Genomic DNA, 16818 nt, shown 5'->3' on the forward strand with positions numbered 1-16818 from the left:
CCAAACTAAAAATTACCGCAAGAATATGCTAAGACAAATTATCGTGTATCTAAAGCAAGCGAAACCGGTGTGTAAGTACTATTAAAAGCAGCGCCAGGCTCTACATTTCCATTATCGCTAATATTGAATCGAAGGATTTTCTTTGCTCGCTGATCCGCTACCCAAATAAACTTTCCAGTCGAACGATTATCGATAGCGACATCCATTGGCTGCAACAAGCCAGTTGCTGCTCCAGTTATCGTTCTTGTAGGAATGAGTGTTGATTGATCTTTCGAATCCTTGAAATTTTCGAAAATATAAATTTTACCAATCGATTCATTTCCAGAAAGCTCATAATCCGTTAGCACCAACACATCCTTGACTGTGTCATAGGAAATCCCACGGATATTGCTTGAACCATCAATCGTAATGGTGTGATCTGGAGTAAAGGCAGTATATGTCGCATTGGTTTTGGATGTAATGTTCTCAAAAATCGCAATGCCACCATTTGCACCCGTTTTGGTCATAAACATGTCTGGACCGACAAGCGAAAGCGCCCATCCAGATATGTTTTGGAGCATAAAACTCGTTACGATCGCTGCATAATTAATTTTGGATCTAGGAGCTGTAGTAACATAAATTGCCTTAGAAATATTATCATAAGCATATAGCCTATCTTCACCAAGATCATAGGCCATGCCTTTTATGCTTTGGAATAGGCGATTTCCAATTTTAGATTTACTTGACAACACGCCCGTTGTGCCGACGGAAAGACCATAGATTGTCGTATCTAAATCACCTAAATTATTCTGGCTTGAGTGAAATACCATTTGCAGATTTCGGTCGAAATAAATCACGCTTCCACCTCTCGCTCCCGAATTAAAACTCAAACTAATGTTTTCAAAACTTGGCGAATCTGGAGGTGAAATCAGATAAGCATTGTTGTAAGCTGCAACCGCAGTATTCGTTTGATATTCTAAAGTCGAAAAATACAATCGCGCATTATTTACATCTTGGCTGGCAGGTTCTGCATCATCGCGTATGCAACTCGTGACAAATCCCAATCCAATAACAACAAGTAGTACTAGCGCTGACGTAAATCTCATTTCTACAAAACTTTAAGTAACAAATGTACGTATTTAAACGTTTTTGTCTTGCTAAATTATACAGTTCTGCTTTAGAACAGAAATAATCTGCAGGATTTTATCATAAATTAACAATATATACCGGGATCGAAAAACAAATGGATTATTGCGATTTAATTGCTTGAAGGGCCTCGTGCATCGAGAGAAATGGATACTGGTGTAAGCCCATTTGAACTTTGATAAGTTGCTTGAGGCGCTACATCTCCTTGATCGGCCAAATTAAATCGAAACACTTTCTTCGCCTTCTGGTCAGCCACATAAATATAATGACCTGTTGTGCGGAAATCTATCGCAACATCCACGGGTTCTTGGAGGCCAGTTTGCAAGCCAGTAATAACTCGAGTCGGCGCAATCGTTGTTTGTGATTTCAGATTCCCAACATTCTCAAATACATAGATTTTTCCTGTCGAAGTACTTCCAGAAACTTCGTAATCAGTTAATGCCAGCACATTTTTCACCGTATCATATGAGATTCCTCGAATATTGGAGGATCCTGAAACAGTCACCGAGTGTGACGCAGCATAGTTGGTGTTCAAGGTATCTCTTCTTCCTGTGATTCCTTCATAAATCGAAATTCCCCCATTCGTCCCTCTGCGAGTCATGTAGAGATCATTTCCGTTCATCGTCAATGCCCAACCTAAAGTTGTTTCAGGTAAAAAGAACTTCCGCTCAATTTTTGCATAAGTTGACACATTGGCCGGATTCTGTACCATAAAAATTGCGTTGGCAGTTGTGTCGTATACGTATAAATGATTGTTCGCTGGATTAAAAACCATCCCTTTCACACTTTGGAATAGCCCATTTCCTAAACGTCCCTTATTCCTCAATTCAATCGTCGAATCCGTTATGCTGTAGTTCAAGCTGTAAATAATTGTATCCGACAGACCTAAATTATTTTGGCTTGCTTGAAAAAGTACTTGCGCATATGGATTGAAATAAATCACCGAACCGCCTTTGACCGATGAGTTGTAGGACATGTTGGTAATATTAAAATCAGCGGAGTCAGCAGGCGAGACAATAAAGATATTGTTGAACGGGGTCAACGCTTCGTTGGTTTGAAAATCTGATGTAGAAATATACAATCTTGAAATATCATTTTCCGGAATAGCCGGGGCATCATCACTGGGATTACAACTTGAAACAAATCCTAAACCGATAACAACAAATACTACTAGCGCTGAAATAAATCTCATTTTTCTACAAACCTTAAATACAAATGTAAGTATTTAAACGTTTTTGTCTTACAAAATTGTACAGGGACTAAAGAGATTGTTTGATTAAATTAATGGATTTGCGTAAAATTGCAAATCAAAAGGTTCAATAAAGGATATGGAAAAGAAAGAAATTGTGCGCGAAAAGCTAACATTACCCAGTGAGGGCAAAAAATTGCTCTTGCATTCCTGTTGCGCACCTTGCGCTGGGGAAGTAATGGAGGCGTTAATTCATTCAGAAATTGAATTCACCATCTATTTTTACAACCCAAATATTCATCCCCGAAAAGAATATGATCTTCGCAAAGAAGAAAACATTCGCTTCGCGGAAAAACATAACATCCCCTTTATCGATGCCGATTACGATGTAGACCATTGGTTTGAATTGGCTAAAGGAATGGAAAATGAACCCGAGAAAGGCATTCGTTGCACCATGTGCTTTGATATGCGTTTCGAAAAAACAGCTGAATATGCTGCCGCAAATGGCTTTGATGTCATCAGCAGTTCTTTGGGAATTTCTCGATGGAAAAACATGGACCAGATCAATGACTGTGGTGTCCGTGCAGCTTCACGCCACGAAAACATGGATTATTGGACATTTAATTGGCGCAAAAAAGGTGGTGCTTTACGCATGCTGGAAATCAGCAAAAAAGAACGTTTCTACATGCAAGAGTATTGTGGCTGTGCATATTCGCTTCGCGATACCAATCGCTGGAGAGTCAATAATGGGCGTAAAAAAATCGAGCTGGGAAAAAATTACTACGAAGAGTAACGAATAGATTGAAAAAAAATTTTATTTCTACTTTAAATTGACTATTTTTGCAGGCTCAATTGCAGGATTGTGAAGTATCTTAAAAAATATAAAATCCCTTTTTCAGGTCTAACGACTGGGAAACACAATTTTGAATTTGAAATTGAGAATTCGTTCTTTGATTGTTTTGAGCAATCCTTAGTCAAAAAAGGCAAGTTAAATGCTTTAGTAGAATTGCAGAAGCAGGAAAACATGCTAATCGTCAATTTTACGATTAAAGGAACTATCACATTAACGTGTGATGTATGTTTGCAAGAATTTGATTCTCCATTAGAAATTCAAGAACGTGTCTTAGTGAAGTTTGTGAATGAATCATGGGATGAGAATTCGGAAGAAATCATGGTGTTGTCGAAAAACGACTACGAACTGGACATTTCTAACTTATTGTACGAATACATCAATGTGAGCGTTCCTATGTATACTCGCTGCAGCGAACAGGGAGTTGATTTAGTATGCGATCCAGCGATGCTGGAAAAGCTTACTGAGCCAACAGCTGAAGAAGATCAGGAAGAAGAAGAAAAAACAGACCCTCGTTGGGCTGCATTAAAAAATATTAAAAATAACTAAAACAAAAATACGAGATGGCACATCCAAAGCGTAAGATTTCAAAATCGAGAAGAGACAAAAGAAGAACACACTATAAAGCTGTAAAGCCTAGCTTAACAGTATGTAGTGAAACTGGAGCAGTACATTTGCCACATCGTGCATATACTGTAGACGGCAACTTGTACTACAATGGTAAATTATTAGTAGAAAACACAGCGGTTGTCTAAGACTATTCATTCTTAATAAACATCCCAAATAAGTTTAAAATTTAAATTTATACTTTAATTTGGGATGTTTTTTGCGTATTATTGATTATGAAAAATAATAACGAATGAAGATTGGCTTAGATACGTTAGGGGGAGATTTTGCCCCTAATTCTACTATACTTGGAGCAATAGAAGCTCAAAAAATGCTAGCAGAAGATCACCGAATCGTTTTGATTGGGGATGAAGCTGATGCTAAAAAACGTATTCAAGAAGCAGGAATTGATCCTGCCCTATTTGACTATGTACATGCTCCCGAAAACATTGGGATGCACGAACATCCAACGAAAGCGATAACGCAAAAACCAAATTCCAGCATTGCAAAAGGATTTGACTTATTGAAAGATGGTCACTTGGATTCCTTTGCTTCGGCGGGAAATACGGGAGCGATGCTTGTTGGCTCTATGTTCAGCGTTAAAACCGTTCCTGGCGTTCTTCGTCCGGCAATTGCAACGAATGTTCCTAAATTAAAAAGCGGTTTTGGCATTTTATTGGACGTTGGCGCAAATGCGGATTGCAAACCCGAGATGTTGAATCAATTTGCTCTCTTAGGGAGTTTATATTCTCAATACGTCTACGGTGTTGAAAACCCAAAAGTCGGTCTTCTGAATATCGGAGAAGAAGAAGAAAAAGGAAATATTCTAACCATTGCAACCTACCCCCTACTAAAAGCAAATACGAAAATAAATTTTATTGGAAACGCAGAAGGACGTGATCTATTTACGGACCATGCGGATGTATATGTTTGTGATGGATACACGGGCAATGTTGTTCTGAAACTAGCAGAATCCTTTTACGTTGTTACAAAGAAGAAAGGATTTGAAGATGATTTCTTTGGACGTTTTGACTATGAGCGCTATGGGGGGAGCCCAATTTTGGGGATCAATGCTCCTGTATTGATCGGTCATGGAATCTCAACTCCTGAAGCAATCAAAAATATGGTTTTATTTTCAAGAGACATGATTCAATCGAAGTTTATTGATCGAATCAAATCTGCATTCAATTAAAAATTTATGTCAAAAATTCATGCTGCAATCACTGCAGTAAACGGTTATGTACCTGATTATATTCTAACAAATAAAGAGTTAGAGTCCATGGTGGATACAAATGACGAGTGGATAGTAAGCCGTACAGGAATAAAAGAAAGAAGAATTCTTAAGGGCGAAGGAAAAGCGACATCTGATTTAGCGGTTCCTGCTGTTCAAGGATTATTGAAAAAGCGCGGTATTTCTGCTGAAGAAATTGAGCTTATTGTTTTTTGCACAAGTACGCCTGACATGTTATTCCCAGCGACGGCGAATATTTTAGCAGATAAAATTGGAGCTGTGAACGCTTGGGGTTTTGACTTGCAAGCGGCTTGTTCCGGTTTTCTTTTTGGTTTAAATACAGCGGCTCAATTTATTGAATCTGGCAAACACCAAAAAGTGTTGGTTGTCGGTGCAGATAAAATGTCTGCAGTAGTTAATTATAAAGACCGAAACACCTGCATTCTATTTGGAGACGGATGTGGTTGCGTTTTGTTGGAGCCAAACGAAGAAGGACTTGGATTACAAGATGCCTTGCTGAAAACAGACGGATCTGGTGGTCAGTTCTTGAACATCAAAGGTGGTGGTTCTTTGAACCCTGCTTCGTACGCAACTGTTGATGCAGGCCTACATTACGCATACCAAGAAGGCCGTACGGTTTTCAAATTCGCGGTTACGAATATGGCAAACGTTGCGGCAGAAGTGATGGAACGAAACAATTTGACCTCTGAAGATGTTGATTGGTTAGTACCTCATCAAGCGAACAAACGCATTATCGATGCAACAGCTGAACGCGCTGGGTTACCCGAAGAGAAAGTGATGGTCAACATCCAGAAATACGGAAACACAACAAGTGCGACTATTCCGATGTGTTTATGGGAATGGGAAAGCAAGCTGAAAAAAGGTGACAATTTGATTTTGGCAGCTTTCGGAGGCGGATTCACTTGGGGATCGATCTATTTAAAATGGGCTTATTAGTTCCATTTTTTATATATATTTATTAGTTCAATTAGTAAAAAATTCATTATTTAACATAAAACCTACTACTATGAGTATGGACATCAAACAAATTCAGGACTTGATTAAATTTGTATCTAAATCAGGTGTGAATGAAGTATCAATTGAGGAAAAGGATTTTAAGATAACAATAAAAACAAATCAGGAACCTACGTATATCACGGCGCCAGTTCCAGCTCCTGCTCCTATCCCAGTAGCGGCAGCAGCTCAAGCGGCTCCACAAACTGTCGCAGGAAATCCACTTCCAGTTGCAGAAAAAGTTGATGATACATCCAAATACATTACTGTAAAATCTCCAATGATCGGTACTTTTTACCGTGCTGCTGGACCAGAAAAACCATTATTTGCAAATGTAGGTGATGAAATTACTCCTGGAAAAGTATTATGTATCGTTGAAGCGATGAAATTATTCAATGAAATTGAATCAGAAGTTTCTGGTAAAATTGTAAAGATTTTAGTTGACGATGCTCAACCGGTTGAATATGATCAACCATTATTCCTTGTAGACCCAAGTTAATAATTTACACACTATTCAATAAAGAAACGGGCATGTTGCTCATATAAGTTCATCTTTTAAAATAAGTATGTTTAAAAAAATATTAATAGCCAACCGCGGAGAAATAGCTTTACGTATCATTCGTACATGCCGAGAAATGGGCATCAAAAGTGTTGCGGTCTATTCTACTGCCGATCGGGACAGCTTACACGTAAGATTTGCTGATGAAGCAGTTTGTATTGGCCCTCCAGCGAGTAAAGATTCTTATTTAAATATTCCGAATATTATCTCTGCTGCTGAATTGACTAATGCGGATGCAATTCACCCAGGTTATGGATTTTTGTCTGAAAATGCGAAATTCTCAGGAATCTGTGCTGACTACGGAATTAAATTCATTGGTGCAACTGCCGATCAGATCGAAAAAATGGGCGACAAAGCTTCGGCTAAGGAAACCATGAAAAAAGCAGGAGTTCCGACAATCCCAGGTTCGGAAGGTTTAGTTCAGAATGTCAAAGAAGGTATTGTAACGGCGAACGAAATTGGTTATCCAGTTATCCTGAAAGCGACTGCCGGTGGCGGTGGCCGTGGAATGCGCGTCGTTTGGAAAGACGAAGAGTTTGAACCAGCGTGGGATTCCGCACGTCAGGAATCAGGAGCTGCTTTTGGAAATGATGGCCTTTATTTGGAGAAATATGTTGAAGATCCTCGCCACATTGAAATCCAGGTTATCGGTGATCAATATGGAAAAGTATGTCACCTTTCTGAGCGTGACTGTTCGATCCAACGTCGTCACCAAAAATTGGTAGAAGAAGCGCCTTCTCCATTTATCACTCCAGAATTACGTCAAAAAATGGGCGACGCGGCAATCAGCGGAGCTAAAGCTGTAAAATATGAAGGTGCAGGGACAATCGAATTTTTAGTCGACAAACACCGCAATTTCTATTTTATGGAAATGAATACCCGTATTCAAGTTGAACACCCGGTAACGGAAGAAGTAATCAATTTTGATTTGATCAAAGAACAAATCAAAGTTGCGGCAGGAATTCCGATTTCTGGAAAAAGTTACGAACCAACCATGCACGCGATCGAATGTCGTATCAATGCAGAGGATCCGTTTAACAATTTCAGACCTTCACCAGGTAAGATCACGAATTTCCATTCACCAGGCGGTCATGGAGTACGTGTTGATACACATGTGTATTCTGGTTACACGATTCCGCCAAATTATGATTCGATGATTGCGAAATTAATTTGTGTGGCTCAAACTAGAGAAGAAGCGATCAATACAATGGACCGTGCGTTGAGCGAATTCGTTATTGAAGGTGTTAAAACAACAATCCCTTTACACTTGCGCTTAATGAGAGATCCAAACTTTAGAGCTGGAAATTTCACAACTAAATTCATGGAAACCTTCGATTTGACGGAATATCCAGAAGAAGTTGAATAAAATTTTGCTTACATAGACAGATTATACCATTCTTATAAACTAAGAATGGTATTTTTGTTTTCTTTCGAACTACATAAACTAATGGCAGACAGCAGAAAATTAATACAAGCAATAAAAGACAAGGGGAAAAATATCGAAGCAGAAATGTCTTTCTTCGATCATTTAGAAATATTACGCTGGCACATTATCCGTTCGGTAGTTGCTATTGGCGTGTTTGCCATACTCTCTTTCTCATTTTATGATTTCGTTTTTAACGACATCATCATGGGCCCTAAAAATTTAGATTTTTGGACTTACCGCATGATGTGCAAAGTGGGTTATGCGATGAACCTAGACGGTTTTTGTGTAGAAAAGATTCCATTTAACATCATCAATACCGAATTGGCTGGACAATTTATGTTGCAGATCAATTCCTGTCTATTAATGGCTTTGGCGATGGGATTTCCCTATTTGTTATTTGAAATTTGGTTATTTATCAAACCAGCTTTAACCGATATTGAAAGAAAATCAGCTAGAGGATTTGTTTTCTATGCGACCTTATTATTCGTCGTAGGAGCATTATTTGGATATTATATTGTCGTTCCTTTATCCGTAAATTTCCTTTCCAATGTTTCATTAAGTGAAGAAATTACGAATCAAATTACGATTGACTCGTATTTGTCAACTGTCGCGACCCTAACATTAGGTTGTGGAATCATCTTCTTGTTGCCTATCTTAATTTTCATCCTATCGAAACTAGGCATTATGACTCCAGAGTTTATGCGTGCGAGCAGAAGATATGCGATTGTGATCATTTTGATTATTGCGGCAATCATTACGCCTACGGCGGATGTGATTACATTGCTAACCGTTAGTGCGCCGATGTTTATTTTGTATGAACTCAGCATCATGGTTTCGGCAAACGTTAAAAAAGGAAAACTCAAAGCAGAAAAAGAATTTTATAATAAAAAATAACCTTCATCATGTCAAAGAAAATTGCAATAGGTAGTGATCATGCAGGATTTGAATATAAATCCGCTCTTATCGAATTGTTAAACGAATTAAACTATACCGTTCAGGATTTTGGACCAAATACAGCAGACTCGGTAGATTATCCGGATTTTGCGCACCCTGTTGCGAGCAGTATAGAAAATAAAGAAAATGAGTTAGGCATTTTAATTTGCGGAAGCGCAAATGGTGTAGCTATCACAGCGAATAAACATCAAGGAATTCGTGCGGCTATTTGCTGGTTAGATGAAATTGCAGCGCTGGCAAGACAGCACAACGACGCTAATATTGTCTGTATTCCTGCTCGTTTTGTTGACATAGATTTAGCGAAGCAAATCACCAAAACATTTCTAACAACAGATTTCGAAGGTGGCAGACATGCCAATAGAGTTAATAAAATTTCTTGCTCATAACCTATTTCTAGCTATGCAAAAAATCATTTTATTTTTATTCTTGTTTCAATCTTTCGTTGCGTGTTCCATTGCGCAACAGTCAGAACAAACAAAATATGCTGATTTAATAACAGAAGAATCATCTCGTAAACATTTGGCTATTCTTGCTTCAGATGAATTTGAAGGAAGAGGAACAGGCCAAAAAGGTGGCGAGAAAACTGTCAATTATATTGCGGAGCAATTTAAATCTTATGGATTGGTTGCGCCTGTGAATGGAAGTTACTTTCAGCCAGTTGATTTAATCAAATCTTTATATGTAGCCGAAAAGTTTAGCATCGACAAGCAAAACTTCGTTTATGGTCAAGATTTTTACGTTCAAGGAGATAATAACTTATCTGATTTTTCAGCTGATGAAATCGTTTTTGTCGGTTACGGAATTCAAGATGCGAAATACAATGATTTGGCAAATATTGATGTCAAAGGAAAAATCGTTCTTTTGATCAATCAAGGTGAACCAATGGACGCTCAAGGAAATTACCTGATTTCAGGAACAAAACAAGCATCGGAATGGACTACGAATCGCTTCAAAAGAATCCAAGAATTGAGCAAACTGGAACCAAAATTAATTTTGGCTACAGGCTCACAAGTTGCAGAATTGATCAACAGAGCGAAAGGCAGATTAATTTCTCCAAGAATTTCATTGGGCAAAGTTGAAGCAGATCGTGTTGCTAAAAGCCCTATCCCTGTTGTAAATATTACAGAAACTGTTGCCAATGCACTTTTGAAAAATGCGAAAACGACTATCGAAGCTTCTCAAAAACAATTGAGCGCTGAACAAAAGCCAGTTTCTAAAGTCGTGAAGGCAAAATTCGAAGCTCGTTTGGGTGTTAAGCAAGAGCAATTGCATGATCCAAATGTGTTAGGCCTTTTAGAAGGTTCGGATTTGAAAGATGAGATCGTTATCGTTTCTGGTCATTATGATCATGATGGCATCACGCAAGACGGAACAATTTATCCAGGCGCCGATGACAATGGCTCAGGAACTGTCGGTGTGATGGAATTGGCTAAAGCTTTCGCTCAAGCGAAAAAAGATGGAAACGGTCCAAGAAGAAGTATTTTATTCCTTGCCTTTGCGGCAGAAGAAAAAGGTTTATTAGGTTCTCAATTTTATTCCGAAAACCCAATATTCCCCTTGGCAAATACGGTTACTTGTCTGAATCTAGACATGATCGGACGGATTGATGATAAACATTTATCTGGAAATCATAATTATATCCACGTAATTGGTGCAGACAAATTGAGTTCTGAATTAGATCAAGCCGTTAATCAAGCGAATGATACATACACAAAGATGGAATTGGATACGATGTATAATGATCCTAAAGATCCAATGCGCATCTATTACCGTTCGGATCAATATAATTTCGCAAAAAATGGAATTCCAGTTATTTTCTTCTTTTCAGGTCTTCACCCCCACTACCATACACCTGAAGACACGGTTGATAAAATTGATTTTCCAATGATGGTCAAACGCGAAAAACTGGTGTTTTATACCGCTTGGGAAGTTGCGAATCGTGATAAACGATTGGCTGTGGACAGCAATAAGAAATAGAATAAAGATTTAAGAGTAAAAAATAAAGAGTCAAAAAGGGCCTTTCCATTAGCTGGAAAGGCCCTTTTTTATTGTTGCGTATCGGTCTGAAAATTTATTTTCAAAAAAGTAGATTTTTTCTTGCAGAATAAAAACTATAGGCTATATTTGTAGTGTATTAATATACTAGTACACTAAAACTATAAGTATGATTGTTATTAAAGATTTATCATTCTATTACCGAAAAGATGTGAATATCTTAGAGAAGATAAGCACCACCCTTAAGCCTGGACATGTTTACGGCTTGTTAGGATTAAACGGAACCGGAAAAACTACTTTCTTGAAGCTGATAGCTGGCCTGCAATTTCCAAAAATCGGGGACGTAACTGTGAATAAAGAAATTTCGAAAGAACGAAATGTTTCGTTTCTATTGGATATTTATTTTATTACAGACGAAGTTGAATTGCCTAAGTGGAAAATCAAAACGTTTGAAGAAGTTTATGGAGCTCTTTATCCAAAATTTGATAGCAAAAAATTCTATGAATTGCTTACGGAACTCCAGGTCAATCCGCAGGAAAATTTAGGAAATCTTTCGTATGGACAGCAGAAAAAAGTGAATATTGCTTTTGGGCTTTCGACCAATGTATCCACGATACTGATGGATGAACCAACGAATGGATTGGATATCCCTTCCAAAAGCCAATTCAGAAAATTACTAGCTAAATACACAACCGATGATAAAATTATTGTTATTTCTACTCACCAAACTCGTGATCTGGATCAGCTCATTGATCAGCTTTTGGTAATCCATAACCGTCAATTAGTTGTCGACGAATCCATCTATGATTTGACTAAAAAAATCAAATTTGAAAATAATGTTGAAAATCTAACGGATGCGCTTTACTTCGAAAAAACTATTTCGGGCTTACAAAGCATTACTGAAAACAAGTATCAAGAAGACAGCAAATTAGATATTGAATTATTTTTCAACGCCTTGACACAAGACGAAACATTCTTGACAAAATTTAAAACTTTACAGCTACAAAACCATGAATAACACAATAAACGGAACACGGCTGTTGATAAGCCTTAAAGAATTTTGGGAATTTAATCGTTTGAAATTGATTGCAGTGCCAATTGCAGTTTTAATTTGTTGGTTAATTTATTTCTTGTGGCCCGGAAGAATATTAAACCTAAGTTTAATACATCCCGAACTATTGGACGATCAAAATTTACCCAACATATTTTTGTATTCGAATGATATTTCAAGCCGAATTATAATTTTGATGCTAATCCCCCTATTTATTTTTATCTGTTCAAATCCATATTTAAAACAATTAAATAAATCGGTCAGAAGTACGCTAATTCCAATCAGCAAAATCGAGCGGATAATTACGTTGTATGTCTACTCTACCCTAATCATACTATTGATCCTACTTGTCTTTTACCTACTGGATACGGCGCTGATTTCTTATGTAAAAAGTAATTATTTAGAAAAAGTAAATCAGCTTTATGTAGCGAGCGGTGATTTATATCCAGACCATAGCTATGGGACATATTTTGTCACCGTACCGGGAGAGATGTATTTTATTTTTACATTAGTTACTTTGTTGATATTGCCATACTATCATCTGAGCACGCAATTCTTCAAGAAAAACAGCATAATCTGGTCATTACTTTTATATACAGGAATTATTAGTTTAAGCATCTATTTACTTGTGAAATTCTATGTAAATAGCCGGGTAGTTGTGTATTTCAACCACAATGCGACTACGACTACACTATTAATTATTGCGGGTTTAATAGTCTATTATTTTCTGTTAAGTTCGTTTTATTACAAGCTAAAAGAAAAGGAGTTATAATATGCAATTTCATTCTGATAAAGCCATATACATTCAAATTGCAGACTATGCATTAGAAAAAATAGGCAAAGGCGAATGGAAGCCTGATGATAAAATTCCATCAGTACGCGATTTAGCGTCTGAATTAGAAGTTAATCCAAATACAGTTATGCGCACGTACGATTTTTTACAACAGCAAGAGATCATTTACAACAAAAGAGGCTTAGGATTTTTTGTTCAAGAAAATGCAAAAAACATCATCCACACTCAGAAAAAGAAACAATTTATGGAAGTGGAACTTCCTGCCTTTTTTGAATCAATGGATTTATTGGGAATTTCAATCGACGATGTGGTACAACATTATAAAAACAAAAAATAACATGAAAAAGTCTAACATATATTTTAGCATTGCCATTCTAATCATGCTTGCATTTGCTTTTTTTCCACCATTATTGGGCAATATTAGAATAAAAGAACGGGATGTTCCTGCAGATTTTCTCTCAGCCTATTGGATAAAAACGTTTGATTACAAAACATCGAGCAAACTACCTGACAACATTCAATTTATCCGTGTAGAAGGAAATGAAAACTATGTTCAGCTTAACGTGAACAGATCGGACTCCACAGTTTTGAATTCCCCAAGGCCGGATCAATACGAATTTGAGGTTAAAAACGATACACTTATCTTGAAAACTTTTAAGAAGGATATGACCTTCTACATTCAGTCGAAACAAGAAATAAAGTCGGTTGATATAAGAAACACGTATGCTTATCTTAATGTTCCAAATCAAGATTCACTGATAATTTTGGGTGAAGATAAATCCAAGATCGACATGTCGCATAATGACAACGACACTTCTAAATTCTCCAAAATATTTGTCAAACTAAAAAGCGAATCAAGATTATATTTTAGAAATGTAAAATCAGAAAAAATTGATATAGTATTGGAAAATAGCGTTTTTAATTATGACTCAAAACTAAATGTAGATTCTGTTTCTGTGAATCTAGTTGGAAAAAGCACAGTAAAATCTCAAAATAGCGATGAGGTTCAACACGTGAAAAACCTCAGGATATCAGGAGACAAAACATACTTTAAAAACGAATTTGCAGGTAATGGTGTGAACGTAAACTAATCAGAAAAATAGTTCTAGTTCAAAATCTCTTAAAGAAAATAAATCTTTAAGAGATTTTTTTGCGTTTATGAGTTTTTCAAATCAAAAATTGATTGTAATTTCTTCATTTTAACCAAATGTTAATGGGTTGTTAAATATCGGAAAGATAATTAACCGAATCGAATTTTATCAGTATTATTGAATTCAAATCAATAATACCTAGACAATTATGAGAGCATGGTTTACCTTCATACTGATCCTGACTAGTTTTCATTTATCATTTGCGCAAGATGGTCCCGGATCAATCAAAGGTAGGATTATTAATCATGAAGACCTTCCTCTAGAAAAGGCGACAATAAGCATTTTAAACAAACAAGATTCTTCGGTTATTTCTTATGGGATGACAGATTCAAAAGGAGAATTTAATTTCATAAAAATCCCTTCCAAAAAACCGTTGATTATTTTTATTACCCACATTGAAGGTTCGTCAATCCACCAAGATTTTGAATTGAATGCTCAGGAAAAGAAGGATTTCGGCAATATCAAATTATCGATCAACGAGTTGGAGGAAGTATTGGTCAGCAATCCACCACCTGTCCGAATGAACAAAGACACCTTGGAATACAACACGGATTATTTCAAGACATTGCCGAACGCAAACGTAGAGGAACTGATTAAGCAACTGCCCGGATTGCAAGTCAATATGGATGGAACAATTTACTACCAAGGGAAAGAAGTTTCATCAGTGAAAGTGAACGGAAAAGATTTTTTTGCCTCGGACCTCAAAATAGCGACTCGAAATCTGGATGCTTCGTTGGTTAAAACGGTGCAGGTTTATCGAGATCGAGGCGAATCGAAGGAGATTGTAGAAAATGAAGAAGATTTACCGGTCACCATTAATTTGAAATTTAAGAAAGATTTTTTGCGTGCTGATTTTGGGAAAATGTATGCTAGCGGGGGAACTCATGGGCGCTACGAAGCAGGCGCTTTGGTCAATACCTTCCGCGACACTTTGCAGGTAAGTTTAATTGCATTTGGGAATAATATCAATCGCCAAAGTTTTGAATATAGCGAACTTCAAGAACATGGTGGGCTATCCCGTGCCGAAAGCAATGAATTTCAGAATTTTGGCGGACGTAATTGGGATGGTTTAGGAAATGATGTGGCAGGAGGAATTAACATAACTAACGATTGGGGAAAAAATACAAAGCTCAATGTGATGTATATGACGAGTTACAAAAAAATTAGGAATGAAAGCCAAAGTAATCAAGTTTCATTATTTGATGACGTGAGGCAATTCGCTGAATATGAATCAACAAATAACAGCACCAACTGGTCACATGATATTACCAGTTTATTCAGACATCGTTTTGACACGACTGCCTTTTTTGAATTTAAACCAAGCGTTTCTCTAAAAAGAAATAACGGTAAAAATTTCACCGATATTTCGATAGCAAACGATAGTTCCTTAGTTAATTCGACAATTTACGATGGATTCAACTCGGGAAATACAAGTAACTATAATCATGATTTTTTTATCGAAAAACAATTCTCTAAAAATCATATTGTTTCCTTCAGGAATAACATCGGCATCAATTCGACAAAAGATCAAAATGAAAATTTGGATAGTACGAGGTTTTATCTTACAACGCCAAATGAAGTTTTGATTTGGCAAAATCTATCTAACTCAAACTCGAATAATAATCTTTCATTTTCAATAAACTACGGAAATAAATCAATCGAAAAATTAAATTTTGAGCTTTACCAATCCTATGTTATTAATTCCAGCAAACCTGAAGAAACCATTTTAGTAAATCGGAATAATACGGGTGTCTATCGAGCTGTTGATTCAGAAAATAGTTACAAATTTTCATATCAAGACCATATTTCTGGTATTAAGTTTTTCTGGAAACCTATTGATAAATTGTCTGTAAATTTTGGGACAGCTTATCAAATTAAAAACAACCACTTTGCGTTCAATGCAATTGAGCCAGACAACAAGACGCAGAAAACTTACTGGTTGCCAAATATTTCGATAAGGTACGATCGTTTAAATATTTCCTGGTCGAAGGATGTTCGGCCACCGAATACTTACGCTTTCCGATTACAAGATAACACCCTGAGTCCGACTTCCATCAGGTTAAGATCCGAAATATTTGGCAATGTGTCTGTACAGCAATTCGGAATCAATTACAATAAATACAGCAATAAATACCAAGCTGGATTTTATGCTAACGGAAATTACAGCGACAAAAGCGTTGGTTACAGAATTTGGAGAGATTTGACAACAGCAAATAGTACGAGTCAAGCATTTCAATCTGGCGAAGTCTATTCTACAAATCTTGCCGTTTATTTCCGATATACGGTACTTAACAATAAAACTTGGCAATTGGATGTTTCACAAAATTCGTATGCATACACCCATCAAAATTATTCTACAATCAATGATGTAGCCAACCGAACAACTCAGTTTCAAATGAATTTTGATCAGGAATTTTCAATGATGTATAAGAATAAGATTGGCATTTCTCCGAAATATACCTTATCATCAAACAGGAACTTTAATGCGGTGAAGGATAACTCAGATTTTGTGGAAACAAACTATTTATCGCACAATTTAGGTATTGGTTTAAATCTAATCGACATAAAATCCTTTACTTTAGAGTCAAGCTATTCTCTTCAAAATAAAGCTAGTGGATTGAATGAGCGGGAGAATTTCCATATTTTGAATGCGTCGTTATACTATAATTTCAAGAACAAATCGCAAATCAAACTGACAGGTTTTGATATCTTAAATCAAAATGTATCCAATCATTGGGGCGTCAGCGGAAACACCAATTATTTTTATAACTCCATGACTTTGCAACAATATTTTTTACTTGGTTACGTCTATAAATTCAATATTTTGAAAACAAAATAAACGATAAATTTATTTATTGTTTATTTTTAAGGACT

General features: G+C 36.7%; 17 protein-coding genes. 15 read left to right on the forward strand and 2 right to left on the reverse strand.

What is annotated here, in order from left to right; translation table 11 throughout:
• Positions 1-38: 38 nt before the first annotated feature.
• Complete coding sequence (locus tag C4F49_RS07000; protein WP_196935158.1) at positions 39-1085, reverse strand: hypothetical protein; 1047 nt, start codon at positions 1083-1085, stop codon at positions 39-41.
• A gap of 152 nt (positions 1086-1237) precedes the next feature.
• Complete coding sequence (locus tag C4F49_RS07005; protein ID WP_196935159.1) at positions 1238-2317, reverse strand: hypothetical protein; 1080 nt, start codon at positions 2315-2317, stop codon at positions 1238-1240.
• A gap of 136 nt (positions 2318-2453) precedes the next feature.
• Between C4F49_RS07005 and C4F49_RS07010 the strand changes: the two genes are divergently transcribed.
• The 15 genes from C4F49_RS07010 to C4F49_RS07080 all read left to right on the forward strand — a co-directional run bounded on the left by C4F49_RS07010 (position 2454) and on the right by C4F49_RS07080 (position 16783).
• Positions 2454-3107 carry an epoxyqueuosine reductase QueH gene (locus C4F49_RS07010; RefSeq protein WP_196935160.1) on the forward strand — a complete coding sequence of 218 codons (654 nt, stop codon included), beginning with the start codon at positions 2454-2456 and terminating at the stop codon, positions 3105-3107.
• A gap of 69 nt (positions 3108-3176) precedes the next feature.
• A complete protein-coding gene (locus tag C4F49_RS07015; protein ID WP_196935161.1) occupies positions 3177-3713 on the forward strand; it encodes a YceD family protein in 537 nt (178 codons plus the stop codon).
• A gap of 14 nt (positions 3714-3727) precedes the next feature.
• Entirely contained in the window at positions 3728-3919 is a 192-nt protein-coding gene (gene rpmF / locus C4F49_RS07020) for a 50S ribosomal protein L32 (protein ID WP_196935162.1), read from the forward strand.
• Positions 3920-4023: 104 nt separating this feature from the next.
• Positions 4024-4962 (forward strand): phosphate acyltransferase PlsX, encoded by a 939-nt coding sequence (gene plsX / locus C4F49_RS07025; protein WP_196935163.1) that lies wholly within the window; start codon positions 4024-4026, stop codon positions 4960-4962.
• Between the two features lie 6 nt (positions 4963-4968).
• The gene (locus C4F49_RS07030; protein ID WP_196935164.1) at positions 4969-5958 is read left to right on the forward strand and encodes a beta-ketoacyl-ACP synthase III; all 990 of its coding nucleotides are present in this window, start codon (positions 4969-4971) and stop codon (positions 5956-5958) included.
• Positions 5959-6028: 70 nt separating this feature from the next.
• On the forward strand, positions 6029-6514 hold the full coding sequence (accB, locus tag C4F49_RS07035) for an acetyl-CoA carboxylase biotin carboxyl carrier protein (protein WP_196935165.1): 486 nt from the start codon (positions 6029-6031) through the stop codon (positions 6512-6514).
• Between the two features lie 67 nt (positions 6515-6581).
• The gene (gene accC, locus C4F49_RS07040) at positions 6582-7940 is read left to right on the forward strand and encodes an acetyl-CoA carboxylase biotin carboxylase subunit (protein WP_196935166.1); all 1359 of its coding nucleotides are present in this window, start codon (positions 6582-6584) and stop codon (positions 7938-7940) included.
• Between the two features lie 81 nt (positions 7941-8021).
• Complete coding sequence (tatC, locus tag C4F49_RS07045; RefSeq protein ID WP_196935167.1) at positions 8022-8894, forward strand: twin-arginine translocase subunit TatC; 873 nt, start codon at positions 8022-8024, stop codon at positions 8892-8894.
• 8 nt (positions 8895-8902) lie between these two features.
• Positions 8903-9340: a ribose 5-phosphate isomerase B gene (gene rpiB / locus C4F49_RS07050; protein WP_196935168.1), complete on the forward strand. Its 438-nt coding sequence runs from the start codon at positions 8903-8905 to the stop codon at positions 9338-9340.
• Positions 9341-9353: 13 nt separating this feature from the next.
• Positions 9354-10931: a M28 family peptidase gene (locus C4F49_RS07055; protein ID WP_196935169.1), complete on the forward strand. Its 1578-nt coding sequence runs from the start codon at positions 9354-9356 to the stop codon at positions 10929-10931.
• A gap of 187 nt (positions 10932-11118) precedes the next feature.
• On the forward strand, positions 11119-11967 hold the full coding sequence (locus C4F49_RS07060) for an ABC transporter ATP-binding protein (RefSeq protein ID WP_196935170.1): 849 nt from the start codon (positions 11119-11121) through the stop codon (positions 11965-11967).
• The gene (locus C4F49_RS07065; protein ID WP_196935171.1) at positions 11960-12772 is read left to right on the forward strand and encodes a hypothetical protein; all 813 of its coding nucleotides are present in this window, start codon (positions 11960-11962) and stop codon (positions 12770-12772) included. The genes C4F49_RS07060 and C4F49_RS07065 overlap by 8 nt, the downstream gene beginning before the upstream one ends.
• A 1-nt stretch (position 12773) precedes the next feature.
• Positions 12774-13130 (forward strand): GntR family transcriptional regulator, encoded by a 357-nt coding sequence (locus tag C4F49_RS07070; protein WP_196935172.1) that lies wholly within the window; start codon positions 12774-12776, stop codon positions 13128-13130.
• A 1-nt stretch (position 13131) separates the two neighbouring features.
• Positions 13132-13884 carry a hypothetical protein gene (locus tag C4F49_RS07075; RefSeq protein WP_196935173.1) on the forward strand — a complete coding sequence of 251 codons (753 nt, stop codon included), beginning with the start codon at positions 13132-13134 and terminating at the stop codon, positions 13882-13884.
• Positions 13885-14092: 208 nt separating this feature from the next.
• Positions 14093-16783, forward strand: a complete 2691-nt coding sequence (locus C4F49_RS07080; RefSeq protein WP_196935174.1) for a TonB-dependent receptor — start codon at positions 14093-14095, stop codon at positions 16781-16783.
• Positions 16784-16818: the final 35 nt, after the last annotated feature.

Source organism: Sphingobacterium hungaricum, assembly GCF_015210005.1.
Classification (GTDB): Bacteria; Bacteroidota; Bacteroidia; order Sphingobacteriales; family Sphingobacteriaceae; genus Sphingobacterium; species Sphingobacterium hungaricum.